Source organism: Aquipuribacter sp. SD81 (genome assembly GCF_037153975.1).
Lineage (GTDB): Bacteria > Actinomycetota > Actinomycetes > Actinomycetales > JBBAYJ01 > Aquipuribacter.
The window spans coordinates 84,524-110,305 of record NZ_JBBAYJ010000011.1 but is presented as its reverse complement, the minus strand read 5'-3'; the positions used below and the strand labels follow the sequence as shown (position 1 = coordinate 110,305).

Sequence of the window (25,782 nt, the reverse complement as noted above, 5' to 3'; positions counted from 1 at the left end):
GATCGGCGCTCAGCCGGGCCCCGGTCGCCGGGGCGGCGCCGCGAGGCGGCCGAGCGCCAGCGCCATCTGCAGGGTCCACCGCTCACGCGGGTCCGTCGCGAGCAGGCCGGTCACCTGCTCGACGCGCTGCAGGCGGTAGCGGACGGTGTTGGCGTGCACGAACAGGGCGCGGGCCGTCGCCTCTAGCCCGCCGCCGCAGTCGACGTAGGCCTGGACCGTGTCGACGAGGTCCTTGCCCGCGGCGACCAGCGGCGCGTGGACGAGGTCGACGAGCGCGCGCCGCGCCGCGACGTCACCGGCGAGGACCCGCTCCGGGAGCAGGGCCGAGGCGAGCACGGGCCGGGGCGCACCGGGCCACGCGCGCGCGCCCGTCGTGCCGGCCAGCGCGGCCCGGGCCGAGCGCGGTGCGCTCGGCAGGCCGGGACGGGTGGGGCCGACGACGACGGGCCCCTCGCCCAGGTGCTCGCACAGGTCCGTGGCGACCGTCATCGGGTCGGCGTCGCCGCCGAGCACGAGGACGAGGCGGTCGGCCTGCTGGCCGACGAGCAGCTCGACGCCGTGGGCGCGGGCCGCACGGCGCAGCAGGTGCGCGGGCGCCGGCGGGTCGCCCGGCGCGACGACGACGGTCGTCGGCGCCTCCACCGGCCACGAGAGCGCGGAGGCCTGGGAGGCGAGGCCGTCGTCGGCCTCGCCGCGCACGAGCGCGTCGACGACGAGGGCCTCCAGCCGGGCGTCCCACGCGCCGCGGTTCTCCGCCGCGCGGGCGTAGACCTCGGCGGCGGCGAAGGCGACCTCCCGCGCGTAGCGCAGCAGCAGCTCCCGGGCGCGGGTCAGTTCCTCGCCCGCGATGGTGTCCTCGAGCAGCTGCTCGGAGGTGTCGATCGCGGTCCGGACCAGCGTGACGGTCTGGTGCAGGGTGATGAGGCGAGTGAGCTCCCGCGGCGCCGCCCCGAACAGGTCGATGCCGCGCAGCGTCGGCCCGACCGGCGCGCCGTCGCGGCACCAGCGCACGAACCCCGCCACGCCGGACTGCGCGACGAGCCCGACCGAGGCGCGCGCCTCCGGCGGCAGCGAGGGGAACCACGGCAGCTCGGTGTCCATCCGCGCGGTGGCGCGGGCGGAGATGGCGGAGGCGGCCCACTCCAGCGCCCGCAGCGAGTCCTCGCTGAGCAGGGCCGGCACCTCGCGCTGCGCCGTCGCCATGGCCGTCACGGTAGCCCGCCCGCGCGGGTGCCGGACGCCCTGCCGTCGCCTGCGGCGTGCGGCCGCGAGCCCGTGACCGACCCCTCGGATACTGTGGCGGCACGACCACGAGGGGAGTGATGCGTGGCTGCGCTGGGTAGCTGGCGGAACCGCCTGCTCCGACGCCGTGACCGGGCCGAGGTGCCCGCGAAGGACGTCGGGACGACGAGTGAGCACGTCTCGACCGTGCACGAGTCCGTCGACGAGGAGCGCCTGCACGCGCTGCTCAAGGAGGACCCGAACGACGAGGTCCGCTTCGCGGAGATGGCGAACGTCGTGCGTCGCCGCGCGGCGGAGGGGCACGCCGGGGGCGACCCCGAGAGGGCCCAGGCCGACGCGGTGTGGGCGCTCGCGGAGGAGCTCGCCCACGACTCCCGGTCGTGGTACCCGCTGGTCGAGCTCGCCCGGCTGTCCCTGGCCGACGACCGCGAGGCGGCCCTGCGCCGCCTCGGCGTCGCCGCCGAGCGGGACCCGTCGGGCACGGCGCTCACCCACGGGCTCGTGCTGCTGCGCGAGGCCGGCGACGACGACGGCGCGCTGTCCCTCGGCATGGGCCACTGGCGCCCCACCGAGCACCCGCTCGGTGCGGGCCGGGAGATGGTGTCGGCCGCGGTCGACGCCCACCGCCTCGCCGAGGCCCGCCGTCACCTCGACGCGCTGGGCGCGCACCCCGACGCCACCGGCGTCGCGGCCATGCGCCGCGACCTCGAGCGGGCCATCACGGCCGCGGAGCGCGCCCGCCGGCCCTGACGCCCGCACGCACGTCGGCCGCGGCCCCTCCGGGGGGCGCGGCCGAGTCGTGTCCGAGCCCGTGGCGCGAGCGGTCGTGGGACCCCGCGCACCCACCCGGCCGGAACCGGGTGCGCGGGGTCCCACGACGCAGCGGGCCGACCCGGTCGTGGGACCTCGCGCACGCTCCCGCCGGGGGAGACGGTGCGCGGCGTCCCACGACCGCGACGAGGCACGGCTCTAGGCGTCGCCGCCCGCGTTGCCGGTGCTGCCGGCGGTGACGTCGTCGAGCGCGTACTTCTCGTGCGCCTTGGCCGCGGCGTCGCCGTCGACCTCGCCGCGCGCGGCGAGCGAGGCGAGCGCACGGGCGGCGATGCTCGGGCCGTCGACCTTGAAGAAGCGCCGGGCGGCGGCGCGCGTGTCGGAGAAGCCGAAGCCGTCCGTGCCGAGCGAGACGAAGCGCGTCGGGTCCGGCACGTACTGCGCGATCTGGTCCGGTACCGCCCGCATGTAGTCGGTCACCGCGACGACGGGACCCGGGGCGTCCTGCAGGCGCTGCGTGACGTACGGCGTGCGCCGCTCCGCCGACGGGTCGGCGAAGGCGGCCGCGTCGGCGTCGAGGCCGTCCCGGCGCAGCTCCGACCAGCTCGTCACCGACCACACGTCGGCCACGACGCCCCAGTCCTCGCGGAGCAGGTCGGCGGCCTCCAGCGCCCACGGCACCGCGACGCCCGAGGCGAGCAGCTGCACTCGCGGGCCGTCGCCGGAGCCCTCCCGCAGCCGGTACATGCCCTTGAGCACGCCCTCGACGTCCAGGCCCTCGGGCTCGGCCGGCTGCACGTACGGCTCGTTGTACACGGTCAGGTAGTACATGACGTCCTCGCCGCGCCCGTCCGGGCCGCGGTCGCCGTACATGCGCTCGAGACCGTCCTTGACGATGTGGCCGATCTCGTAGACGTAGGCCGGGTCGTAGGAGACGACCGCGGGGTTCGTCGAGGCGAGCAGCGGGGAGTGCCCGTCGGCGTGCTGCAGGCCCTCGCCGGTCAGCGTCGTGCGCCCGGCGGTCGCGCCGAGGAAGAACCCACGCGCCAGCTGGTCGGCCGCGGCCCACATGGAGTCGCCGGTGCGCTGGAACCCGAACATCGAGTAGAAGATGTAGACCGGCACCATCGGCTCGCCGTGCGTGGAGTACGACGACCCGGCGGCGGTGAAGGCGCCGAGCGAGCCGGCCTCGTTGATGCCGACGTGGAGGATCTGGCCGTCCTTCGCCTCCTTGTACGACAGCATGAGGTCGCGGTCGACGGAGACGTACTTCTGGCCCTTCGGGTTGTAGATCTTCGCCGTCGGGAAGAAGGAGTCCATCCCGAACGTGCGCGCCTCGTCGGGGATGATCGGCACGACGCGGCGGCCGAACTCCTTGTCGCGCATGAGGTCGCGCAGCAGGCGGACGAAGCCCATCGTCGTGGCGACGTTCTGCTTGCCGGAGCCGCGCTTGGCGACCGCGTAGGCGTCGTCGGCCGGCAGCTTCATGGGCCCCCGCGAGCCCTTGCGGCTCGGCAGGCCGCCGCCGAGCACGCGGCGGCGCTCGCGCAGGTACTCCAGCGTCTCGTCGCCGTCCTCGGGCCGGTAGTACGGCGGGTGGTACGGGTCCTTCTCCAGCTGCTCGTCGGAGACCGGGATGCGCAGCCCGTCGCGGAAGTTCTTGAGGTCGTCCAGCGCAAGCTTCTTCATCTGGTGGGTCGCGTTGCGCCCGGCGAAGTTCGTGCCGAGGCCCCAGCCCTTGACCGTCTTGGCGAGGATGACGGTCGGGCGGCCGTCGTGCTCGGTGGCTGCCTTGTACGCGGCGTAGACCTTGCGGTAGTCGTGCCCGCCGCGGCGCAGGTGCCAGATGTCGGCGTCGCTCATGCCCTCGACGAGCTTCTTCGTGCGCGGGTCGCGGTTGAAGAAGTGCTCGCGGATGAAGGCGCCGTTCTCCGCGCGGTAGGTCTGGTAGTCGCCGTCGAGGGTGTCGTTCATGAGCCGGACGAGCGAGCCGTCGCGGTCCTTGGCGAGCAGCGGGTCCCAGTCACGACCCCACACGACCTTGATGACGTTCCAGCCGGCTCCGCGGAAGAACGACTCGAGCTCCTGGATGATCTTGCCGTTGCCGCGGACCGGCCCGTCGAGGCGCTGCAGGTTGCAGTTGATGACGAAGGTGAGGTTGTCCAGGCCCTCCGACGCGGCCACCTGGAGCAGGCCGCGGCTCTCCGGCTCGTCCATCTCGCCGTCGCCGAGGAAGGCCCACGTGTGCTGCTGCGAGGTGTCCTTGATGCCCCGGGCGTGCAGGTACTTGTCGAAGCTCGCCTGGTAGATCGCGTTGAGCGGGCCGAGCCCCATGGAGACGGTGGGGAACTCCCAGAACTGCGGCATGAGCCGCGGGTGCGGGTAGCTGGAGGTCCCGCCGACCGGCGAGGACTTCTCCTGCCGGAAGCCGTCGAGCTGCTCCTCGCTCAGCCGGCCCTCGAGGTAGGCGCGGGCGTACACGCCGGGTGAGGCGTGGCCCTGGATGAAGACGTTGTCGCCGCCGGCCTCGTGGTCGCGGCCCTTCCAGAAGTGGTTGAACCCGACCTCGTACAGGGTCGCCGACGACGCGTACGTCGAGATGTGGCCGCCGACGCCGATCCCGGGCGCCTGCGCGCGGTGCACCATGACGGCGGCGTTCCACCGGATCCAGCGCCGGTAGCGCCGCTCGGTCTCCTCGTCGCCGGGGAACATGGGCTCGCTCTCCGGCGGGATGGTGTTGACGTAGTCCGTCGCCGTGAGGCTCGGCACGCCGAGGTGCTGCTCGCGGGCGGCGTGGAGCAGCTGCAGCATGAGGTAGCGCGCGCGCTCCTTGCCGCCGGCCTCGACCGCGGCCGCGAGGGACGCGCGCCACTCCGCGGTCTCCTCGGGGTCGACGTCCGGCAGCTGGGCCAGCAGGCCGTCGAGCATCGGTGCGGCGTCGTCAGCCACGGGTTCCTCCACAGCGTCGTCTCCGGACCCGGTGCGGGCCCTCGTCGTCGGGGGCGGCCCGGGGGTCGCCCGTGCCGTACCGGTCCCATCCTGGCCCTTCGGGCAGCACCGTCCAACACGAGGGTCCGGGGGTCGGTCCGGCCCGGTTCGCTTGCGCGGGTCGTGGCAGGTGCTGTGGACTACATCGACCGGCGCGGACCCGCGCCGGACCAGGGGCCTGGGGGCCGTGGACGAGGGAGCACGAACCAGATGTCTGCCACCGCCGACCGACCGGCGGACACGGACCTGGCGCGGCGGCTGGGCGTCACCGCGGGCCAGGTCGTCCAGGAGTACGGCTGGGACGACGACGTCGACGAGGACCTGCGCGCCGCCGTCGAGCAGGCGACCGGCGAGCCCATCGAGGACGAGGACTCCATCGAGGTCGCCGACGTCGTCCTCGTCTGGTACCGCGACGGCGACGGCGACCTCGTCGACACGCTCGTCGACGCGCTCACCAACCTCGGCGACGGCGGGGTCGTGTGGCTGTTCACGCCCAAGGCGGGCCGCCCGGACCACGTCGAGCCGGGCGACATCGAGGAGTCCGCGCCGACCGCCGGCCTGCACGCGACCTCGAGCATCAGCGCGTCACCCGACTGGTCGGGGACGCGGCTGGCGAGCCCGAAGGGGCGGCGGTGAGCGCCGGTCCCGACATCGGACTGCCGCTCGCCGGGACCGTCCCGAGCCTCGGGGAGCCCGCTCCCGCGCTGTCCCTCACCGACCAGCACGGGCAGACGATCGACCTGCCCGACCTGCTGGGCGACGGCACGCGGGCCGTGCTGCTCGTGTTCTACCCGTTCGCGTTCTCCGGCACGTGCACCGGGGAGCTGTGCGCGCTGCGCGACGACCTGTCGTCGTTCACCGACGAGGGCGTGCAGGTCGTCGGGGTCTCGTGCGACCCCGTCCACGCGCTGCGCGCCTGGGGCGACGCCGAGGGCTACCGCTTCCCGCTGCTCAGCGACTTCTGGCCGCACGGCGAGGTCGCGACGCGCTACGGCGTCTTCCTGCCGACGCTCGGCTTCGCGACGCGCGGCAGCTTCCTCGTGGACGGCGACGGCGTCCTCCGCTGGTCCGTCGTGCAGGGACCGGGTGCGGCCCGCGACCTCGGCGCGTACCGCGAGGCCGTCGCCGCGCTGTAGGACCCGGTTACCCTTCCGGCAGCAGGGCCTGTAGCTCAGTTGGTCAGAGCACCGCGCTTACACCGCGGGTGTCGTCGGTTCGAGCCCGGCCGGGCCCACCCTGCGCCGTCGGCCCGGCGCCCTGCCGCGGGCGCCCCGTGACGCACTAGCCTCCGGTCGCATGACGGTCACCCTGCGCGACCTCGTCACCGTGCTCGACGCCACCTACCCCCGGCACCTCGCCGAGGACTGGGACGCCGTCGGCCTGGTGTGCGGTGACCTCGACGACGAGGTGTCGTCGGTGCTGCTGAGCGTCGACGTCACCGACGCCGTGGTGACGGAGGCGCTCGACAGCGGCGTGCAGGCGCTCGTGGCCCACCACCCGCTGTTCCTGCGCGGCGTGCACGGGGTCGGCACCGACTCCTTCCGCGGGCGCCTGCTGCACCGGCTCGTGCGCGGCGGGTGCGCGTTGTTCACCGCGCACACCAACGCCGACACCGCCGTGCCGGGCGTGAGCGACGCGCTGGCGCGCGTCATCGGGCTGCAGGGCCTGAGCGCGCTGAGCCCGCGCGGCGGGGAGCCCGTGCACCTGCTCGTCACCCAGGTGCCGGCCGAGCACCGCGACCGCGTCCTCGACGCCCTCGCCGCCGCCGGCGCGGGCCGCATCGGCGACTACGAGCGCTGCGGCTGGTGGTCCGGCGGGACGGGCACCTTCGAGCCGCAGCCCGGTGCGCAGCCGAGCACCGGCGAGGTCGGGAGCCGCAGCGAGGTCGCCGAGGACCGGCTCGAGGTCGTGGTGCCGGCCGCGGCCGCCCGGGCCGTCGTCGCGGCGCTGCGCGCGAGCCACCCCTACGAGGAGCCCGCGTTCCAGCTGCTCACGACCGTGCCGCCCGAGGGGGCCGAGGGGCTCGGCCGGGTGGGACAGCTGCCGTCGGCGATGAGCCTGCAGGCCTTCGCCGAGCACGTCGCCCGCGTCCTGCCGCGGACCAACGGCGGGGTGCGCATCGCCGGACCGGTGCACGCGCAGGTGGAGCGCGTCGCCGTGTGCGGCGGGGCGGGGGACTCCCTCATCGGGGCGGCCCGCGCCGCCGGCGCCGACGTGCTCGTCACCGCCGACCTGCGGCACCACCCCGTCGCCGACGCCATGGAGGTCGGCGGGCCGTGGCTGGTCGACGTGCCGCACTGGGCGAGCGAGTGGCCGTTCCTCATCGGGGCGCGCGAGCGGGTGCTCGCGGCCCTCGACCCGACCGGGGAGCGCCTGGACGTGGCGGTGTCCCGTACCGTGACGGACCCGTGGACGTCGCGCGCCTGACGACCGCCCGCGGCGTCGAGCCGCACGCACACCACCCACAGCAGCACAGCGAGGAGCACACCGTGGTGACCGTCGACCCCACCGTCCAGCTGCGGCTCCTGGAGGTGCAGGCGCTCGACACCCGCCTGGACCAGCTCGCGCACTCCCGGACGACGCTGCCCGAGGCGGCGCGCGCGCAGGAGCTGGAGGCGCTGCTGCGGACGCTGCGCGACGACGTCGTGCTGCTGCGCACCAAGGTGTCCGACCTCGACCGCGAGGTGGCCCGCGTCGAGGGCGACGTGCAGGCGGTGCGTGCGCGCGCCGACCGCGACCGCGCCCGCCTCGAGGCCGGCCAGGGCAGCTCCAAGGACCTCGTCGGGCTGCAGCACGAGCTCACGTCGCTCGCGCGCCGGCAGTCGGACCTGGAGGACGCCGAGCTGGAGGTCATGGAGCGCCGCGAGGAGCAGTCGACGCTGCTGGAGGCCACCGAGGCCCGGCTCGCGAGCACCGAGGCCGAGCTGGCGGACGTCGTCGTCGCACGCGATGGCCGTCTCGCGGACCTCGCCTCGCAGGAGGAGGCGCTGCGCGACGACCGCCGCGCCGCGGCGACCGGCATGCCCGAGCAGGTGGTCAAGGTGTACGAGCGGCTGCGCGACCGCCTCGGGAGCGGTGCCGCGCCGCTCGTGGAGGGCCGCTGCGACGGCTGCCGCATGCCGCTGTCCCCGTCGGACCTGCACGCCCTCACCTCGAAGCCGGCCGACGAGCTGCTGCGCTGCCCGGAGTGCGAGCGCATCCTCGTGCGCGCGGACACCACGGCGTGAGCGGGCGCCGGCTGGTCGTCGAGGCCGACGGCGGCTCGCGCGGCAACCCGGGACCGGCGGGCTTCGGCGCGCTCGTGCGCGACGCGGACGGCGACGTGCTCGCCCGGGCGGGGGAGCGCTGCGGGCGGACGACCAACAACGTCGCGGAGTACTCGGGCCTGGTGGCCGGGCTCAGGCTCGCGCACGCCGTCGACCCGGCGGCGACGGTGGAGGTCCGGATGGACTCCAAGCTCGTCGTCGAGCAGATGTCGGGCCGGTGGAAGATCAAGGACCGGCGGCTCGCCGGGATCGCCGCGCAGGCGAGCGCCGCCTTCGACCGCTCCCGGGTCCGGTACACGTGGGTGCCGCGGGCGCAGAACGCCGCCGCGGACCGGCTCGCCAACGAGGCGATGGACGGCCGGGAGCGGCCCGTCGAGGACGCGATCGCCGCGCTCGCGGCCGACCCGCACCCGGCCTCGCCCGACGACCCGACGGACCCCGTCGGCGCCGTCGACCCGGCGCCGGACCCCTCGCCGGGCCGCGGCGGGAGCGCGCCCGACCTGGCCGTGCCGCAGGGCGCGAGCCAGCCGGACCTCGGTCCGGCGACCACGGTGCTGCTCGTGCGCCACGGGCGGACCCGGCTCACGCAGGAGCGCCGCTTCTCCGGCGTGCGAGGCGACGACGCGCCGCTCACCGACGTCGGCCGGCTCGACGCCGTCGGCGCGGTGCCGTACCTGTCGGGGCTCCGCGTCGACGCCGTCGTCACCTCGCCCCTGCTGCGGGCGGTGCAGACCGAGCAGCTCCTGCGCGAGCGGCTGGGCTGGCCGCGCCCGAGCGTCGACGAGCGCTGGGCGGAGATGGCCTTCGGCGCGTGGGACGGCCTCACGGCCGCCGAGGTCGCGGCCCGCGGCGACGGCGAGCTGTTCGGGCGGTGGCTCGGCGACCCGGGGGTGCGCCCGCCGGGCGGTGAGTCCATGCGCGACCTGGAGGCCCGGGTCGCCGACGCGCTCACGGACCTGCTGCGCGAGCACGAGGGCGGCACGGTGGCGGTCGTGTGCCACATGACGCCGATCCGCTCGGTCGTCCGCCGGCTGCTCGACGCCGGCGAGCAGGCGCTGGGGCGGCTGCGGTTCGCGCCCGGCAGCCTCACGACGACCCGGCACTGGCCGGACGGTGGGGCCGAGGTCGACGGCGTCGGCCTGCACGTGCCGCCGGACGCGGCACCGACCCTGTTCTGAGTCGCCGACGGTCGGTCGGAGACGAGGGTCACCGCCGCCGGGCTTGCCCGGGGCCCGGGCACCTTGAGAACGTCCTACCAGGACCGCACGAGGTCTCCGGACGAGGGTGCCGTACCCGGCCAGCGACACGACGGCACAGAGGAGACACCCGTGCACTGGCTCGTTCTCATCGCGTCCGGCGTCCTCGAGGCGGTCTGGGCCACCGCGCTCTCGCGCACCGAGGGCTTCACCCGTCTCGGTCCGACCGTCGTCTTCGGGGCCGCTCTCGCGTTCAGCATGGCCGGGCTCGCGTTCGCCATGCGCGGTCTGCCGGTCGGCACCGCCTACGCGGTGTGGGTCGGGATCGGCGCCGCCCTCACGGTCGGCTGGGCGATGTCGACCGGCGCGGAGGCGTTCTCGGTCGTGAAGGTCCTGCTGCTGCTCGGCATCGTGGGCTGCGTCGTCGGTCTCGAGGTCGTCCACTAGCGCGCTCGGCGTCGGGTGCGCTGATGCCCTGGGACTCGTGTCCATCTTTTGTCGCATGTCTCGACAAAAGTCCGGATTCGGCACTACGGTCCGACCGGCCCGTTCACCGATGCCCCGGGACCGGCCGTCCGACCGTCACCGCCGACCGAGGATGTGCCCCGATGCAGCAGACCCTGACGCCCCGCACCCCGAGACCGGGACGTTCCCGCACCGCCGCCGCCGTCGTCGCCGCGGCCGCCACGACCCTCGCCGTGCTGGCCGTCCCGGCCCCGGCCTCCGCCGCCGTGCCCGACCCCGAGGTCAGCGGGCCGGTGCCGTGGACCACGGAGGTCGGCGACCCCGGCCACGGCTACACCTTCCTCGCCACCGACTACGACCTCGCCGGCCACGGCTACGTCGAGGAGGAGTACTTCGTGTCGGGAGAGGCGACGCGCTACCGCGTCGACGCCACCACCGACGCCACGGTCCTGAGCACCGGGCACGAGTACACGACCCGGATCACCGTGCGGCGGCCCGTGGACGCCGAGGACTTCAACGGCACCGTGATCGCCGAGTGGTACAACGTGTCGAACCAGTGGGACCAGGAGGTCGACTGGTTCCAGACCCACGAGCACCTCGTCCGTGAGGGCTACGCGTGGGTCGGCGTCTCGGCGCAGCGTGCGGGCGTCCACTCCGCGACAGGCCTGCGCGCCTGGAGCCCGGAGCGGTACGGCGACCTCGACGTCACCGACGGCGGCACCGTCATGGACGACACGCTGTCGTGGGACATCTTCTCCCAGGCCGTGCAGGCGGTCCGCGACCCGGCCGGGACCGCGCCGCTCGGCCCGCTGGAGGCCGAGCGGGTCGTCGCCACCGGACACTCGCAGTCCGCGGGTCGCCTCCACGGCTACGTCAACTCCGTCGACCCGCTCGCCGACGTCGTCGACGCGGTGGTGCTGCACGGCGGTGGCGGCCTCATGCGGACCGACCTCGACACGCCCGTCTTCAAGATCAACAGCGAGACGGACGTGGCCATCAACCTCATCGGCGCCGCGCAGCGGCAGCCCGACAGCGACGTGCTGCGCACGTGGGAGGTCTCCGGCGCCTCGCACGGGGACTGGAAGCTCATCACCGACTACGGCCGGCTTCGCATCCGTGACATCGGCACCGCTCCCGGTGGCTACCCCGGCACGCCGCAGACGTGCGACAATCCGTCGGGCTCGCGCATCCCGCAGCACATGGTCCAGTCGACGATCTACGACCACGTCGCGGCCTGGGTCGCGGACGGTGTCGCCCCGCCGTCGGCGGAGCCGATCGTGCTGAGCGGCGGGACCGTCGCGCGCGACGAGCTGGGCCTCGGTCTCGGCGGCATCCGGCTCGCTCAGCAGGACGTGCCGGTCCGCCTGAACTCCGGGCTCAACAGCGGGCCCGGGTTCTGCTTCCTCGACGGCAGCTCGGTCCCGGTCGACGACGCGACGCTCGCCGACTGGTACCCGTCGGAGGCGGACTACGTCGACATGGTCGTCGACGCCACGGCGGACGCGGTCGAGGCCGGGTACCTCCACGACGGCTTCGCCCAGGACCCGGCCTGGTACACCGACGTCCTCGAGCTGGTCGGGGCCCGCGTGTCCGACGGCCGCCTCGACTCCCGCGCCGCTGACCGGCTCACCGAGCGGGTCGGGCGCGCGCAGGACGCCGCAGACGCCGGCGACCTCAGGGCCGCCGGCCGGTGGATGCGCCAGGCCGACGTCATCGCCGAGAAGCAGCTGCGCGGCGACGACGACGCGATCGCGACCATCGCCCGCTCGACCGCCGCGGTGCGGGGCGTCATCGACCTCGCGGACTGACCCCGCGAGCCGAGGAAAGGGGGGACGGGCCGACCGACAGCGGCCCGTCCCCCGTCCGCGGCGCACTACGCTGGCGCCGGACGAGCCGGCCGGGCGACCGCGTCGGGCCTCCGGGCCCGCCGAGGAAAGTCCGGGCTCCGCAGGGCGAGGTGGTGGGTAACGCCCACCCGGGGTGACCCGCGGGACAGTGCCACAGAGAGAAGACCGCCGCCGGACCGGGAGACCGGGACGGCGGTAAGGGTGAAAGGGTGGTGCAAGAGACCACCAGCGTGCCGGGTGACCGGTGCGGCTAGGCAAACCCCACCTGGAGCAAGGTCAGACAGGACGCGTCCGAGGGCGGCCCGCCCGAGCGTCCGGGTAGACCGCACGAGACCGTCGGCGACGGCGGTCCTAGATGGATGGTCGCCGCCGGTGCGCGAGCACCGGTACAGAACCCGGCTTACAGGCCGGCTCGTCCCCTAAACGGCACCTGACCTGCGCTTTCAGGTCTGCACCACCTCCCTAGTCCGCGCCTGGTCCGCAAGATCTCCGGCCAGGGCCGCACCGAGGGCGCCCTGTACGGCGTCTCGTGTCCGGTCGTCGCTGTCCGGCCAGAGGTGGCTGTAGGTGTCCAACGTCTCGGCCGCCGAGGCGTGCCCGAGCCGTGCCTGGACCGTCTTGACGCTCTCCCCGTGACGGATGAGCAGTGAGGCGTAGTGGTGGCGAAGGTCGTGGAACCTCGTGCCGTCCGGCAGCCCTGAACGGGCCACGAGCGGACGCCAGAGGTTGCCGAACGCGGTGCGGGTCATTGCCTGCCGCTGCGCGCCGACAAAGAGCAGCCCGTCAGGTCCGGTGCCGTGGCGCTCGACGTGCCGGGCGAGCTCGTCGAGGACGACTGAGGGCAGCGGCACGGTGCGCACGCTGGCGGCCGTCTTGGGCGGGCCGAGCCGCGGTGGAGTACCCGGCACTGTGACGAGTTGGCGGTCGACCAGCAGCGAGCGACGCAGGAAGTCGACCCGGTCGACCGTCAGTCCCAGCGCCTCACCGTTGCGCAGCCCTGCACCCGCTCCGAGGACGACGCACGCACGCCACTGCGGTGCGGCTGCCTCGGCAAGCGCGGCGACCTGCTCGACAGTCAGCGGGTCGACGCGGTGCCGCTCGCGCTTGGGCAGGCGCGTGCCCTCGCACGGATTGGACGCGATGCGTCGGTCCCGCACAGCCGCGCGGAAGACTCCGGCCACGATGCCGTGGACCACCTGCACCGTGCTCGGCGCCAGCACCAGGCCCTTGACCCACGCCTGCACCGTGCTCGGCACGACGGAGGACAGCGGCAGGTCGCCGAGGACCGGGTAAACGTGGCGCCGCAGCATGGTCTCGACGTGGGCCGCGCTCGAGGGCCGGTGCACCTGCGCCGCGCGCCACTGCTCGGCGTACTGCCGGAACGTCTGGCGGCCGGCGCGGGGATCGACCCACTGCCCCGTGACGATGCCCGCCGTGGCCTCGTCGAGCCAACGTGTGGCGTCGACCTTGCGGTCGAAGTGCCGGGCGCGCTCCCTGCCGTCGGGGCCGCGATAGCGAGCGCGCCACCGGCCGTCCGGGCGCTTGGCGATGCTGCTCATGCGGTCACCCCTTCTTCTTGCCCGGAGTCGTGGGTGGCAGAAGGCCGGCTTTGCGGGCCTCTTGTACCCGGCGAGCCGCGGTACGCCGGGTGTAGTGCATCTCCCGCTCAACCTCGGCAGTCGGGTTGCCGGTGACATTGGCGCGGTAGACCCGAGCGACCTCGGCGAGCTCGTCCGAACGGTCTCGCGTCTTTGCGGCATGTTGCGCGCGGTCGAAGTCAGACCAGGCCGCGTGCCACTCCGGGGTTCCCCGCTCGGGTGGGGCGGCTGTGCCGTTGTGCTCGCGGCTACGTCGCCTCGCGGCGGGCATGAAGGCGTTCAGCGTGAAGCCATGAAGGTTGAAGAGCCGCAAGTCTGAGCTCCTCACTGCCCGACCGCCGGGCTGTGCGCGAAGGCGGAAGTCCACGCACTCCGGGACGCCCTGACGTACCTCGAAGCGCGCCTCTAGGTCCGGCGAGCCGTCGAGGGCGCGGCCAACAAGGTGAGCCGAATCTGGCACGAAGGTGTCGCCACCGCCGAGCTGCACGAAGTTGCTCGACCAACGCCACGTCACTTCACGCTCTGGCAACCCCATCAACCTCGCCAACACATCGACGACCCCTGACGAGGACACCTTGCCAACTGGCAAGGCACGCTGTCAACACCAACTGTGGGGCAACCCGCAGCGACCGACGCGAACGGGAGTCGAGATGGCCGCAGATGAGCCGGAGATCATGACGACGCCGGAGGTTGCCGAGCACCTGCGCATCCCTGAGGCGACGCTTCACTACTGGGTGCACCGGGGCGTGGCCCCGCCAAGCGTCAGGCTCGGCAAGCGTCGGCTGTACCGCCGCGAGGCAGTAGACGCCTGGCTGATCGAGCGAGAGCGCGCCGAGGCGGCGGTGCCTGCCTGATGCCCGGCAACGACCGACGCCCCACGGGGACCGACCGTGAGGCGTCGAGGACGGAACAGCGGGCGAGCGGCTACGTCAATCCTTACCTTACGCGCGACGACCGCCATTCGGTTGTGGACGCACGCAGCGGCCTGGTGGTCGTCCCCCACGACCTCGAGCGCGACCACCTGCGCGAGCTGTGCGCGGCGCAGGACGGCTGTGGCTGGGCCGGCGCCGAGGTTATCCGCGCGGCGGCGGCTGGTCCCACCGTCTGCTGTTGGTCTGCCGCTTCGCCGCGGGAGGTGCGCCAGTGACGTACCCGCGCACCTTCGGCGAGGCAACCGCCGTGGACACCCCCGACGAGGTCCGTTCCGAGCCGCTGTACCGCTGGGGATGGCTCGACGGCTACGCGGACGCCTGCGCGGTGTCCGGTGTCACCGTGGCGCCCCTGCCGAGTCCGCAGTGGCTAGAGGATTACCTCGCCCGGCAGCGGTCCGCGGTGGCCGATGCGCGGTCCTACGCGCACAAGCCGGCCCCGAAGACTGCGGCACAGATCGCGGCCGAGGTCGCGTACTCCTGGCGTCGGGCCGAGGTGGTCGCGTGAATGGTGCAGACCTCCTGACCGACGTGGAGACGTACCTGCGTCGCTTTGTCGCCTTCCCCTCGCCCGAGTGCGCCACCGCGGTGACTTTGTGGGCCGCGCACGTCCACGCCCTCAGCGCCTTTGAGTCGACCCCCCGCCTGGCGGTGCTGAGCCCTGAGCCGGGGTCGGGAAAGACCCGCGTGCTGGAGGTGCTCGAGCTCCTGGTGCCCCGCGCCCTGTTCAGCCTCAACAGCTCGACCGCGGCCCTGTTCCGACTCGTCAGCGGCGACGACGGGGTGCCGACCATCCTGCTCGACGAGGCCGACACGATCTTCGGTCCTCGAGCCGCGAAGGACCACGAGGACCTGCGCGGGTTCATCAACGCCGGGCACCGTCGCGGCGCGCAGGCCCACCGTTGCGTGGTCAAGGGCAAGGCCGTGGAGGTCGACACCTTCCCCGCCTACGCCCCCGTCGCGATGGCCGGCCTAGACGACCTGCCTGACACGATCATGTCCCGCTCGGTCGTCATCCGCATGAGGCGCCGGGCACCGGGCGAGCGGGTCGAACCGTTCCGGCACCGGCTGCACGCGCAGACCGGGACCGACCTTCAGTTGCGGCTGGCGGCCTGGATGCAGGCCAAGACCCCGTCGCTGACCGACGCCTGGCCCGACATGCCCACGGGCATCGAGGACCGCGCCGCAGACGTATGGGAGGCGCTGCTCGCGGTCGCCGACGCGGCCGGCGGGGACTGGCCGGAGCGCGCCAGGGTTTCGGCGGTTTCGCTGGTTTCGCAGTCCCGGGGGGACGGAGAGGCAGTCAGCCTCAACGTCCGACTGCTCCGAGACCTCCGCGGTGTCTTCACCGAGCAGGACGCCGACTGGATGGGCACCGACGAGCTGCTGAGCGCTCTTCACGCCCTTGAGGAGAGTCCCTGGGACGACCTGAGAGGCAAGAGCCTCGACGGACGAGGGCTAGCCCAACGTCTCCGGAAGTACGACATCGGTAGCCACCAGATCAAGGCGATCAACCGCAAGGGCTACCGCCGAGAGGACTTCGAGGACGCCTGGTCCCGCTACCTCCCTCCGCCCCCCGAGGACAGCGAAACCAGCGAAACCAGCGAAACCGAGGACCCGCCGTACGACCTCTTCGGTGGTGAGGCCGCGTGAGCCGCGCCCCCAGCCCCGCGGGCGGTCTGGGCCTCCGTCCCGCTGCCGTGCCTCTGCTCGCTGCCTTGCTCGACGCGTGCCAGGACCACCGCCCGCCGTGCCAGGGCACCGACGCAGACCTCTGGACGAGCGAGGACCACGAGGACCGCCAGCAGGCCGCTGAGGCGTGCGGCTACTGCCCCCACACCGCCGCCTGCCACGAGTACGCCGCGACCAACCGCGAGCGGGCCGGCGTGTGGGGCGGCCGCGACCGCACGGCTCAGCCCGCCACCACGAGGAGGAGCGCGTGAGCGACCTCGACCTGTTCGTGCCCCCGGCCGGCTACGTCCGCCGCGATGGCGGGCAGTGGCCCCGCCACCGACACCGCGCCCGCATGCGCCGCCGTAACCGATCCCGTACCGCCCGCAAGCGACTCGCCGCCCTCCGGCGCCAGACAGAGCAGGAGACCCGCCCATGACCACGACGACCGAGCCCGCCACGAGCAGCACCAGCCGGCGACGCACGCAGCGGCGTCCGGTGAACCCCACCGAGCTGCGGGCCGCCCTGGACTTCCACGGCCAGGACCCCACCCTGCGGACGTTCTACGCCCAGACCGACACGCCCGTCGCCGACGCACTCGCGGGCGTGGGGGACTACCAGGCCGCCGCTGCCGCCCTCGTAGCCCTCGGACCGCGGCAGCCCGGCCTCGGCGCCGGAGGCGTGGACCCGGTCGTCGTCGCGTCCGACGAGGTGGTGCAGGAGGCCATCGCGTCCGGGCGCCCGGTCGACGTCGAGGCGCTTGTCAGCGCCGCCCGGGCGAAGATCGCGGAGTACGAGGCCCGCACCGCGGTCGTGGCCGCCGTCACCCGCCAGCGCTCCACCCTGTCCAGTGCAGTCGGTCAGGCGCTGCGCGACGCGATCGAGTCGGGGGTCCTGTTCGGCTACGTCGACGCCCAGCTCACCGACGTCCTCGAGCGAGTGAGCGAAGCGACCCGGAGCCTCGCCGGTGTCAGTGACGCCGAGGCGGCCATCTCTCACGGCAAGGTCGAGCAGTGGCAGCACCTGGCCCGCCTGCACGAGGAGTACCGCCGCGTGCGAGTCAGCGGCCAGCAGCTGTACAAGGCGGCCGACACGACCGGCGCTGACCTCCGGCAGGCCACGCTGTACCTCGGCGACCCGCTCGCCGCGTGGCCCGACCTCGTGGCGCACCGCTACGGATTGAAGGTCGAGGACGCAGACGGGACCGTTCGACCCGCACGCCCGGCGCCGTGGCCCGAGGACTGGCTGTCACTCGAGGCGATGCTCTGGCAGGCCCAGCACCCCGAGGCGCTGCCGCGGGTCGCCACGCCCGCGCAGGTGCAGGCGACCAACGGCGCCGTCGAGCAGTACGCGCGCGACGCCAACACCCACCGCAGCCGCGCAGGCGCCCGGCACTGGCGCGAGGAGTTCGCCAACCCCGAAGACCCCGGGGCACCGCAGCGCCTCGCCCGCAGCCTCGAGGCTCGCGCCGCCGCCTGGCGCGAGCGCTTCCACTCCCACCGCTGAGCGACGGAAGGACACCACCATGAGCACCCGCGACCGGACCGGCGTCAACGTCACCGCCCACGGCACGCACGACGGGGACCGTGGACCACGGACACGAAGCCGAGCGAGCGTGAGCTCTCGCACCGCCGAGACCTCGGCTGCGCCGGCCGGTCGCGCCCACCACCCCGGGCGAGGGGGCCAAGCGACCCCATCACTTCGAACCGCTGGTGAGGTCGCTCGCAGCCCGCGACCTGCCTGCGCCCGGTTTCCCGGGGTGGCCCCGTGAGCGCCCCACGCCGCGCCCCGGCGGCCCTCGGGGCTCGTGGCCGGCGGTTCTGGGCGACGACGCTCGGCACGTTCGACCTCAGCGACGCCGAGGCCGAGCTGCTGGCGGAGTGCTGCCGACTGCTCGACGAGATCGACGCGTTGCGCCGTTCGGTTGAGCAGGACGGCACGACCGTCCGCGGCAGCACCGGACAACCGCGCGTGCACCCCGCCCTCGCCGAGGTCCGCCAGCACCGCCTCGCGCTGGGCCGGCTGCTGTCGCAGCTCGACCTGCCCGACGAGGACGGCGGGGTCGTCAGCCCGATGCGTGCCCGCTCACGACGAGGGCACGCCGCCCGCTGGGGAGGTGCGGCCCGTGGCACGGCGTAGAACCGTCACGACACCCGCAGGCGGGCTCCTCGTCCTCCCGGCCCACCTCTGCGCGCCGCGTGGCGTGCAGGAGTCCCCGGGGGCCTACGCCGACCGGATGCGCGCCCGCGCCGCATGGCTCGCCGAGCACGGGGTCGACCCGGGCGACTGGCCCCAGGTCTACGCGATCCTGCAGCGCAGCCCGGGCTGGTCCGGCGCCCTCGACCGAGCCCGAACGAGCCGAGGCACCGCATGAGCGCCGTGGACGACGCCGGCCGGGCCGTGGTGCGCGCCGCCGCGGGCCTGTCGCAGCGCGAGAAGTCCGTCATGGCCGGCGCGTTGCGCGACATGGGCCGGCGCGTCGCCGAGACGTACGACGGCGATGCCGCCTGCGGGCTCATGGAGGCCATGGCGGTCCTGCTGGACGAGCTGCGGTACGCGGCCACCCCCGCACCGCACGCCAACAAGTTGAGGCGTGCTGAGGCCGCCTTCCGAGGAGAGGACAAGTAGATGGCCGACAGGACCGTGCTCATCCGCCTGATGGCGAACGTCAGCGAGTACGTCCGCGCGATGCGGACCGCCGAGAAGTCCACCGAGGACGTCGGCAAGAAGACCGAGGACGCCGAGAAGCGCTCTCGCGGTGCTATGTCCCGGCTGGCGCAGCACGCGCACGACAACGAGAAGGCGTGGACCGACACCGGCAAGGCGTTCCTGGGCGTGGGCCTCGCGGCCGGCGCCGGCCTGACTGCCACTGCGGTCGCGTTCTCCCGTTTCGACGCCGAGATGTCGCAGGTGCGTGCCGCGACCGGCGCGACCGGGAAGACGCTGGACGACCTCCGCGAGGCCGCCATCCAGGCCGGCGCCGACACCGCGTTCAGCGCGACGGAGGCCGCCGCGGGCATCACCGAACTGAGCAAGGCCGGTGTCTCGGCCGCGGACATCCTCGACGGTGGGCTCGACGGCGCCCTCGCCCTGGCGTCGGCTGGTGGGCTCGAGGTCGCCGACGCCGCCGGCATCGCCGCCACCGCCCTCACGCAGTTCAAGCTCGAGGGGCAGGACGTCACGCACGTGGCGGACCTGCTCGCCGCGGGCGCCGGCAAGGCGCAGGGCGACGTGTCCGACCTCGGGCAGGCGCTCGGGCAGTCCGGCCTCGTCGCCGAACAGACCGGCCTCACGATCGAGGAGACGACCGGCGCGCTGACCGCCTTCGCGTCCGCCGGGCTGCTCGGTTCCGACGCGGGCACGTCGTTCAAGAGCATGCTGCAGCGCCTCACCCCGCAGAGCGCCGAGGCCCGAGACCTGATGAACGAGCTCGGCATCAGCGCCTACGACGCTGGCGGGGAGTTCGTCGGGCTCGAGGCGTTCGCGGGCAACCTGCGCGACTCCCTGGCCGACCTGACGCCGGAGCAGCGCAACAGTGCTCTGGCGACCATCTTCGGCTCGGACGCCGTTCGTGCCGCGTCAGTGATCTACCAGCAGGGCGCTGAGGGCATCGCCACGTGGACCCGCGCCGTGGACGACCAGGGGTTCGCCGCCGAGCAGGCCGCCGCCAAGATGGACAACCTGCGCGGGGACGCCGAGGAGTTCCTGGGCTCCGTGGAGACCTCCCTCATCGGTCTCGGCGAGGCCAGCAACGGCCCGCTGCGCGAGGCCACGCAGGACGCCACCACCCTCGTGAACGTTTTCGGGGACATGCCCGACGGCGCCCAGCAGGCCGTCACCGCCGTGGGCCTCGTCACGGCCGGGGTCGGGCTGCTCGGCGGCGGGCTGCTCATCACCATTCCGCGGCTCGAGGCCGGCGTCGTGAGCCTCGCCAAGATGGGTCCCGCGGGTCACGCCGCCGCTGGCGGTCTGCGGGCTGCCGGGCGTGCGGCCGGGCCTATCGGTCTCGCGCTGGCCGGACTGAGCACCGTCGGGTACGTCCTCATCGACTCCTGGGTCGACCAGAAGCAGGCCGTGGACGACTACGCCAGCAGCCTCGACGAGCTAACTGGCGCGGTCACCGACGCCTCCCGCACCGTCGCCGCCAAGGCGTTGGAGGACCGCGGGGCGCTCGAGGCCGCCGAACGGCTCGGCGTCAGCACGTCCGACCTCGTCACCGCCATCACCGAGGGCGGCCAGGCGTACGAGGACGTCACCGAGCGGATCAACCGCATGTCGGAGGCCAACGCCGCGCTGAATGAGGCGCAGATGGCGACCTCCGGCATGAACAACCAGACTGAGGCTGACCTTGAGCGGCTGCGGGACGTCCTCGGTCAGCAGTCCGCTGCCCTCGGCGACGCGCAGGAGCAGACCCGCCGCCTGGCCGCCGCCGAGGAGGTCGCCGCCGGCACCGTCAGCAAGGCCGCCGCCGAGTACTACGAGGCTCGCGGCGGCATCGACGCCATGACCGAGGCCGCCGCGGGCGCGGCTGGCGCGATCGACCCCATGACGGGCGCCATCGCGGACTCCGGCGAGCAGGCCGACACCGCGGCAGACCGCCTCGAGGAGTGGCGACGCAGCATGGCCGGCATCGCCGAGGCGTTCGTCGAGCCGCTGAGCGCCTACCAGCAGCTCCTCGCCGATAAGGAGGAGGCCGAGCGGCAGGCCGCCGAGGCGACAGCCGCCGCGACCGAGGACGCCGAGGACTCATGGCAGGACTACTACGAGGGCGTCAGCCTCACCCTCACCGAGTACGCCGACATGCTCGAGCAGCAGATCGCCGACCAGGAGCAGTGGCGCGCGAACCTCGTCACCGTCACCGAGCGCGGCGGCCTCGAGGTCGCCGGCATCCTCGCCGACATGGGCGCCGAGGGCGCACAGATCACCGCCGACATGGCCGACGCCACCGACGCCGAGTTCCAGCGCATGGCCGACCTGCTCATCGCCGACGCACAGTTCGGCCGTGAGGGTGTTGTCGCCGAGCTCGAGGTCATGGAGCGCCTGGGCCGCAAGGGCGCCAAGAACACCGCTGAGGGCATCGCCGAGGAGCTGGGCATCGGCGCGGAAGAGGTCCGCCGCATCGCCGACAAGTACGGGATTGCCCTCGTGTCCGGCGTCAACCCGGTGCTGTCCGCGGTCGGCAAGACGCCTATCCGGTTTGACGACACCAAGCGGGCCAACGGCTACGCCACGGGCGGTGTCATGCCGGGCTGGTCACCTGGCCGGGACGTGCATCAGTTCTACAGCGCGACGGGCGGCCGGCTGGACCTGTCCGGCGGTGAGGCCGTCATGCGCCCGGAGTGGACGAAGGCCGTCGGCACGGACTATGTGGCCCGGGCCAACGCCGCCGCGCGGTCCGGGCGGCCCATCCCCGAGGTGTACGAGGCGTACGCGACGGGCGGGGTCATCGCGGGTGGCTTCACCACCGCGAGCAGCGTCCCGAAGCCGTACTCCACCGACCCGTTCCGCACGCCACTGAGCACGGGCGCGCAGGCCACGATGGGCGCCGCCTACGCGGCGGTGACGAAGTGGCTCGCGGCGAACGTCCCGGCCGGCGGCGACCTCGTGTCGATCGGCAAGTGGCTGCAGTCCAAGGGTGCTCGCGTCTCGGGGCATCCCGCGTTCGGTGGTGTCACCCCTGGCGCGCACTCCCCGACGTCGCTGCACTACCGAAACCGCGCCATCGACGTGAACTACGGCCCGGGCGGGGCGAACTCGATCGAGAACGCCTTCGTCCGCGGCATCCTTCCGACGGTCCTCAAGATGGCGAGCTTCCGGCAGGTCTACTACCGGGAGATCGGCGGCCGGACCGACCACGACGACCACCTGCACCTTGGTCTCGCTCGGGGCGGTGTCGTGCCGGAGCGCGGAAGCCTCCTCAACCCGCACGTACGGGACGCGGGTGGCCCGCTGCTGCCGGGCTTCACCTACAACGGCACGGGCAAGCCGGAGACGGTCATCCCGACCACCCCGGCGACCGCCGTTGGTGTGGGCGGGGCGGTGACGATCAACCGCAACGTGAACGTCCAGACTGACGGCACCGAGCTGGCCGGCCGGGTCGTGAGGGAGGCACTGCGCGCTGAGCGTGAGATCGCGGCGCTGGGTGCGGCTTGGGGTGTTGGTCTATGAGTCGAGATGACCTTGAGCGTCAGGGGACGGTCGCCTGGGTCCTAACTGTCCTGTCTGCACTGCCACCCTCCATGCCCGTCTGCGTGCTCTTCGACGACGAGACTCGGGAGGGGGTTGTGCAGGGTGTGCGGGTGACGGGCGGCGTGGTGGAGTTCATCGTTGGCTAGATTTAGCCAAAAACGGGACCCCCGACAACGAATGGCGGCACGCCCTCGGGGTGCCGACGCGCAAAGGTGGTGTAGTTCGTCACGAAGGGCTCGGTGTCACGTACCTCGGAAAGCCACACCTCCGCGGCATTGCACATATCTTCGATGAACAGAGGCACGTCAACTATCCGCGCCGCAGGCTTGCCAGCGTCTTGCTCGATTGTGATCATATGGAAGTGGCCGTACCCCTTAGCCACGTCTCGTTCGACGAAGAGCAGGCGTGGGCCGTGCATGGGCATTGCCTTCCCTTGATGCAACAGTGAGCAACGGAAGCTGTATAGGTCGCTTGCCCAATCGGCATAACCATGGAGACGTTCCTCAACCCACCTGATGTACCGGTCCTTACTGGCTCTCCCGTTCGTGGCGGTTAGGGCGCCGCAGATGTCCGGAACGGTCAACGTCATGCATAAGCCGAGGTACTGCAGTCCGACTGTGCTAGTGGCTCGAAGTTCTCGAAAAAATGCGTCCATAGGGGGCGTCAAGAGGCCCCAGCTGCAGGCCCATCGGCTTCGCCGATGCCCGGACCGTCAGAGAAGGGCCGATCCAGCGGCGCATCCCACCGCTTGAGATTGTCCACGAGCTGGGCCACAACGTCCTGCACTGCGCGGCCGGAAGTCATCGACTCGAGCGCGACGAGTCGCGTGAGGTCGTGCACGAGTCCTCGCGTGTGGTCCTCGTCGGCAGGAGTCACGAACTTGGCGGAGAAGGTGACGACATCACTGTCGGCGAGCGGGGGCGTCAGCTCGAAGTCGTAGCGGGCGAGGCTCGCGAACTTTGCCAGCTCGGCGATCTCGGACCTTGATTCGATCTTGGTAACGCGGATAGAGAACCGCGAGTCAGCTTGCATCCCCGAAACCTAGAACCGCCCCGCTCGCCTGTCTGGCGAACGGGGCGGTTCGTGCCGTTTGGCAGGGAAGGGTGCGCCGGACGCTACTCCTGCCGGGCCGGCCCCCACCCGTCCTCGCCGGGCTCCCAACCGGCCGCCCGCAACAGGCGCGCGTGCGTGGGACGCGAGTCCCGACCCGACACCACAGCCACCGGGCGGCCCCCGACGTCGCTCACCGCGACGTAGCCGGACGGCACCCTCTCGTCGACGACGACACGCTCGCCGAGCCGCGGACCCTCGTTGCCGGGGCCTGGCAGCGGGTCGCCGTGCTCGCGGCCCTGCGCCAGCAGCCGCGACGCCTCGGACACGGCGGCACCCAGGTGCTCGATGTGGGCCGGGTCGTGAAGGTAGCCCTGCCCGTCGAGGCCGATGTCGGTCACCAGCACTCGCGAGCCGTACAGCACCCGCTCTTGCGGCTGCTGCGCGACCTCCCAGCGGTCGGTCCGGTGCAGCTCGACCCGCGCCCACGGCTCGGCGAGCACCCTCCCCTCGTGAGTGCGCTCCACGACGAGCGCGCCGCCCTCGCCCTCGCCGTACAGGATGTCGTCCCAGCCGTGGCCCGGCGTGCGGTCGCACCACGACGGGCACCCCAGCAGCGGCCGGGGCACGAGGACCCCGCCGTCGTTTGCGAGCCCCACGAGGAGCCGGTCGGCGGTCGCCTGGTCCGGCACCCGCAGCACCGCGACCCGACGCCAGCCCTCGACCGTGCCGGAGTGCAGGCCTGCCGGCCGGGACGGGTCACGCACGACGACGACCTGCTGCACGTCGGGCAGCTCGGCGATCTGCTCGACCGTCAGGGTGTCGTCGTCGATGGTCAGGTCGTCCGGCGCGCCGTCGGTGACGACGAGCGGTTCGGCGGTTGTGGTGTTTACGTTCATGGTTGGTCCCTTCCACGGGTCTGGTGTGACGCTGTGCGGTCCGCGGTCAGTCCGCAGATAGTCCGCAGGATCATCGTTTGCGACCAACGGCACTCAACGCTGACCAACGGCATAAGTGCAGGTCAGAGCGGAAGCGAGCGCTGATCGGGCAGGTCAGAGAACTGCGGGAACTGTCCCCGGCTTACAGGCCGGCTCGTCCCCAACCCGCTGACGGCGCCCCTGCTTGACCAACCTGGTCAAGAGGTCGCACCCTTGTCCGGTGAGCACGCAGGTCAACCTCTACGAGGCCAAGACGCGGCTGTCGGACCTCGTCGAGCGCGCGGCGGCCGGCGAGGACATAGTCATCGCCAAGAACGGGCGACCTCGGGCGCGGCTCGTGGCCGTACCGGACAGGACGGCTCCCCGCGTGTTCGGGCGGTGGCGTGCCGCAGAGGTGTTCCGTGACGGGTGGGAGGACGACCTCACCGAGCACTTCGACGAGCAGTGAGGTACCTCCTCGACACGCACGTGCTGCTGTGGCTGCTCACGGACGAACCGGTCGAGAGCAGCGCGCGGACGGCGCTCGCGGACCCGGCCAACGACGTCCTCGTGAGCATGGCCTCGCTGTGGGAGATCGCCATCGAGCAGGGGCTCGGTCGCCTGTCTCCGCCGGAGGACCCCGGTGACGCCGCCGTCGCCATGGGCTTCGCCCTGCTGGGCGTCGAGCCGGAGCACGTGCGTGCCGTCGCCGGTCTTCCCCATCACCACCGTGACCCCTTCGACCGAATGCTCGTCGCCCAGGCGGCGATCGAGGGGTTGGTGCTGGTCACACGTGATCGTCGGCTGCCCGCCTACGAGGTGCCGACGCTGCTGGCGTGACTCCTCACGCCAGCAGCGTCGCCGCGTGGTCCGGCACGTAGTTCTGCGTGTCGCGGGGCGGGCGCTCGTACCCGCGCGACGGCGGCCGCTCCGGCAGCACGAGCGGCGGGGGAGCGGCGCTCGCGTCGTACGGCACCGTCGACAGCAGGTGCGCGATCATGTTGAGCCGCGCCCGGCGCTTGTCGTCGCTGTCGACCACCCACCAGGGCGCCTCGGGGATGTCCGTGTGGACCATCATCTCGTCCTTGGCCCGGGAGTAGTCCTCCCAGCGGCTGATCGACTCCAGGTCCATCGGCGACAGCTTCCAGCGGCGCATGGGGTCCTCCAGGCGCGAGCGGAAGCGCGCCTCCTGCTCGCCGTCGCTGACGGAGAACCAGTACTTGCGCAGCATGATCCCGTCCTCCACGAGCAGGCGCTCGAAGATGGGGCACTGGTGGAGGAAGCGCCGGTGCTCTTCCGGCGTGCAGAACCCCATGACCCGCTCGACGCCGGCGCGGTTGTACCAGGACCGGTCGAAGAGCACGACCTCCCCGGCCGCGGGCAGGTGCTCGACGTAGCGCTGGAAGTACCACTGACCGCGCTGGCGCTCCGTCGGCGCGGGCAGCGCCACGATGCGCGCGACCCGCGGGTTGAGGTACTGCGTGACCCGCTTGATGGTGCTGCCCTTGCCGGCGGCGTCGCGTCCCTCGAACACCACGACGAGCCGCTCACCGGTCGCGCGCACCCACTCCTGCATCGTGACGAGCTCCGCCTGCAGGCGCAGGAGCTCCTTCTCGTACCGCTTCTTCGGGACACGCGCGGCGTCGGGCATGC

26 protein-coding genes, 1 tRNA gene, 1 other RNA gene and 1 riboswitch are annotated in these 25,782 nt (G+C 73.0%); of the genes, 21 read left to right on the top strand and 7 right to left on the bottom strand.

What is annotated here, in order from left to right; translation table 11 throughout:
* Positions 1 to 9: 9 nt before the first annotated feature.
* Positions 10 to 1,203 (bottom strand): PucR family transcriptional regulator, encoded by a 1,194-nt coding sequence (locus WAA21_RS08720; protein WP_336922391.1) that lies wholly within the window; start codon positions 1,201 to 1,203, stop codon positions 10 to 12.
* 123 nt (positions 1,204 to 1,326) lie between these two features.
* Between WAA21_RS08720 and WAA21_RS08715 the strand changes: the two genes are divergently transcribed.
* Complete coding sequence (locus WAA21_RS08715; protein WP_336922390.1) at positions 1,327 to 1,992, top strand: hypothetical protein; 666 nt, start codon at positions 1,327 to 1,329, stop codon at positions 1,990 to 1,992.
* Between the two features lie 219 nt (positions 1,993 to 2,211).
* On the opposite strand, the gene aceE is transcribed toward WAA21_RS08715, so the two are convergent.
* A complete protein-coding gene (gene aceE, locus WAA21_RS08710; RefSeq protein WP_336922411.1) occupies positions 2,212 to 4,941 on the bottom strand; it encodes a pyruvate dehydrogenase (acetyl-transferring), homodimeric type in 2,730 nt (909 codons plus the stop codon).
* 270 nt (positions 4,942 to 5,211) lie between these two features.
* On the opposite strand from aceE, the gene WAA21_RS08705 reads away from it, so the two are divergent.
* From WAA21_RS08705 to rnpB, 9 genes are all read left to right on the top strand, one after another.
* The gene (locus tag WAA21_RS08705; RefSeq protein ID WP_336922389.1) at positions 5,212 to 5,637 is read left to right on the top strand and encodes a DUF3052 domain-containing protein; all 426 of its coding nucleotides are present in this window, start codon (positions 5,212 to 5,214) and stop codon (positions 5,635 to 5,637) included.
* Positions 5,634 to 6,137 (top strand): peroxiredoxin, encoded by a 504-nt coding sequence (locus WAA21_RS08700; protein ID WP_336922388.1) that lies wholly within the window; start codon positions 5,634 to 5,636, stop codon positions 6,135 to 6,137. Before WAA21_RS08705 ends, WAA21_RS08700 begins: the two co-directional genes overlap by 4 nt.
* Before the next feature lie 24 nt (positions 6,138 to 6,161).
* A tRNA-Val gene (locus WAA21_RS08695) sits at positions 6,162 to 6,235 on the top strand.
* Between the two features lie 62 nt (positions 6,236 to 6,297).
* On the top strand, positions 6,298 to 7,428 hold the full coding sequence (locus WAA21_RS08690; RefSeq protein WP_336922387.1) for a Nif3-like dinuclear metal center hexameric protein: 1,131 nt from the start codon (positions 6,298 to 6,300) through the stop codon (positions 7,426 to 7,428).
* Positions 7,410 to 8,228 (top strand): zinc ribbon domain-containing protein, encoded by an 819-nt coding sequence (locus WAA21_RS08685; RefSeq protein ID WP_336922386.1) that lies wholly within the window; start codon positions 7,410 to 7,412, stop codon positions 8,226 to 8,228. The genes WAA21_RS08690 and WAA21_RS08685 overlap by 19 nt, the downstream gene beginning before the upstream one ends.
* On the top strand, positions 8,225 to 9,445 hold the full coding sequence (locus WAA21_RS08680; protein ID WP_336922385.1) for a bifunctional RNase H/acid phosphatase: 1,221 nt from the start codon (positions 8,225 to 8,227) through the stop codon (positions 9,443 to 9,445). Before WAA21_RS08685 ends, WAA21_RS08680 begins: the two co-directional genes overlap by 4 nt.
* 76 nt (positions 9,446 to 9,521) lie before the next feature.
* Positions 9,522 to 9,585: riboswitch (guanidine-III (ykkC-III) riboswitch) on the top strand.
* A 10-nt stretch (positions 9,586 to 9,595) separates the two neighbouring features.
* Positions 9,596 to 9,910: a DMT family transporter gene (locus WAA21_RS08675; RefSeq protein ID WP_336922384.1), complete on the top strand. Its 315-nt coding sequence runs from the start codon at positions 9,596 to 9,598 to the stop codon at positions 9,908 to 9,910.
* 161 nt (positions 9,911 to 10,071) lie between these two features.
* A complete protein-coding gene (locus WAA21_RS08670; RefSeq protein WP_336922383.1) occupies positions 10,072 to 11,736 on the top strand; it encodes an alpha/beta hydrolase domain-containing protein in 1,665 nt (554 codons plus the stop codon).
* 81 nt (positions 11,737 to 11,817) lie between these two features.
* Positions 11,818 to 12,194, top strand: an RNA gene (gene rnpB / locus WAA21_RS08665) — RNase P RNA component class A.
* Positions 12,195 to 12,218: 24 nt separating this feature from the next.
* Here rnpB and WAA21_RS08660 read toward each other — a convergent pair.
* Positions 12,219 to 13,334, bottom strand: a complete 1,116-nt coding sequence (locus WAA21_RS08660) for a tyrosine-type recombinase/integrase (protein WP_336922382.1) — start codon at positions 13,332 to 13,334, stop codon at positions 12,219 to 12,221.
* A 4-nt stretch (positions 13,335 to 13,338) separates the two neighbouring features.
* Positions 13,339 to 13,686, bottom strand: a complete 348-nt coding sequence (locus tag WAA21_RS08655) for a hypothetical protein (protein ID WP_336922381.1) — start codon at positions 13,684 to 13,686, stop codon at positions 13,339 to 13,341.
* Between the two features lie 337 nt (positions 13,687 to 14,023).
* Between WAA21_RS08655 and WAA21_RS08650 the strand changes: the two genes are divergently transcribed.
* The 9 genes from WAA21_RS08650 (at position 14,024) to WAA21_RS08610 (ending at position 22,141) form a co-directional block, all read left to right on the top strand.
* On the top strand, positions 14,024 to 14,227 hold the full coding sequence (locus WAA21_RS08650; RefSeq protein ID WP_336922380.1) for a helix-turn-helix transcriptional regulator: 204 nt from the start codon (positions 14,024 to 14,026) through the stop codon (positions 14,225 to 14,227).
* 325 nt (positions 14,228 to 14,552) lie between these two features.
* Complete coding sequence (locus WAA21_RS08645; protein WP_336922379.1) at positions 14,553 to 14,810, top strand: hypothetical protein; 258 nt, start codon at positions 14,553 to 14,555, stop codon at positions 14,808 to 14,810.
* A 23-nt stretch (positions 14,811 to 14,833) separates the two neighbouring features.
* On the top strand, positions 14,834 to 15,955 hold the full coding sequence (locus WAA21_RS08640) for a DUF3631 domain-containing protein (protein ID WP_336922378.1): 1,122 nt from the start codon (positions 14,834 to 14,836) through the stop codon (positions 15,953 to 15,955).
* Positions 15,956 to 16,020: 65 nt separating this feature from the next.
* The gene (locus tag WAA21_RS08635; protein WP_336922377.1) at positions 16,021 to 16,245 is read left to right on the top strand and encodes a WhiB family transcriptional regulator; all 225 of its coding nucleotides are present in this window, start codon (positions 16,021 to 16,023) and stop codon (positions 16,243 to 16,245) included.
* A 163-nt stretch (positions 16,246 to 16,408) separates the two neighbouring features.
* On the top strand, positions 16,409 to 17,479 hold the full coding sequence (locus WAA21_RS08630; RefSeq protein ID WP_336922376.1) for a hypothetical protein: 1,071 nt from the start codon (positions 16,409 to 16,411) through the stop codon (positions 17,477 to 17,479).
* Positions 17,480 to 17,740: 261 nt separating this feature from the next.
* Positions 17,741 to 18,112: a P27 family phage terminase small subunit gene (locus WAA21_RS08625; protein WP_336922375.1), complete on the top strand. Its 372-nt coding sequence runs from the start codon at positions 17,741 to 17,743 to the stop codon at positions 18,110 to 18,112.
* Positions 18,099 to 18,347, top strand: coding sequence for a hypothetical protein (locus WAA21_RS08620; protein ID WP_336922374.1), 249 nt, complete (start codon positions 18,099 to 18,101; stop codon positions 18,345 to 18,347). The genes WAA21_RS08625 and WAA21_RS08620 overlap by 14 nt, the downstream gene beginning before the upstream one ends.
* A complete protein-coding gene (locus WAA21_RS08615) occupies positions 18,344 to 18,601 on the top strand; it encodes a hypothetical protein (protein ID WP_336922373.1) in 258 nt (85 codons plus the stop codon). Before WAA21_RS08620 ends, WAA21_RS08615 begins: the two co-directional genes overlap by 4 nt.
* The gene (locus WAA21_RS08610; RefSeq protein WP_336922372.1) at positions 18,602 to 22,141 is read left to right on the top strand and encodes a phage tail tape measure protein; all 3,540 of its coding nucleotides are present in this window, start codon (positions 18,602 to 18,604) and stop codon (positions 22,139 to 22,141) included.
* A 684-nt stretch (positions 22,142 to 22,825) separates the two neighbouring features.
* Here WAA21_RS08610 and WAA21_RS08605 read toward each other — a convergent pair.
* Both WAA21_RS08605 and WAA21_RS08600 read right to left on the bottom strand, forming a co-directional pair.
* Positions 22,826 to 23,194 carry a hypothetical protein gene (locus WAA21_RS08605; protein WP_336922371.1) on the bottom strand — a complete coding sequence of 123 codons (369 nt, stop codon included), beginning with the start codon at positions 23,192 to 23,194 and terminating at the stop codon, positions 22,826 to 22,828.
* An 83-nt stretch (positions 23,195 to 23,277) separates the two neighbouring features.
* Positions 23,278 to 24,111, bottom strand: a complete 834-nt coding sequence (locus WAA21_RS08600; protein WP_336922370.1) for a hypothetical protein — start codon at positions 24,109 to 24,111, stop codon at positions 23,278 to 23,280.
* Between the two features lie 259 nt (positions 24,112 to 24,370).
* On the opposite strand from WAA21_RS08600, the gene WAA21_RS08595 reads away from it, so the two are divergent.
* Positions 24,371 to 24,598, top strand: a complete 228-nt coding sequence (locus tag WAA21_RS08595) for a type II toxin-antitoxin system Phd/YefM family antitoxin (RefSeq protein WP_336922369.1) — start codon at positions 24,371 to 24,373, stop codon at positions 24,596 to 24,598.
* A complete protein-coding gene (locus WAA21_RS08590) occupies positions 24,595 to 24,969 on the top strand; it encodes a type II toxin-antitoxin system VapC family toxin (protein ID WP_336922368.1) in 375 nt (124 codons plus the stop codon). The genes WAA21_RS08595 and WAA21_RS08590 overlap by 4 nt, the downstream gene beginning before the upstream one ends.
* A gap of 4 nt (positions 24,970 to 24,973) precedes the next feature.
* Here WAA21_RS08590 and ppk2 read toward each other — a convergent pair whose 3' ends face one another.
* Complete coding sequence (gene ppk2 / locus WAA21_RS08585) at positions 24,974 to 25,780, bottom strand: polyphosphate kinase 2 (protein ID WP_336922367.1); 807 nt, start codon at positions 25,778 to 25,780, stop codon at positions 24,974 to 24,976.
* Positions 25,781 to 25,782: the final 2 nt, after the last annotated feature.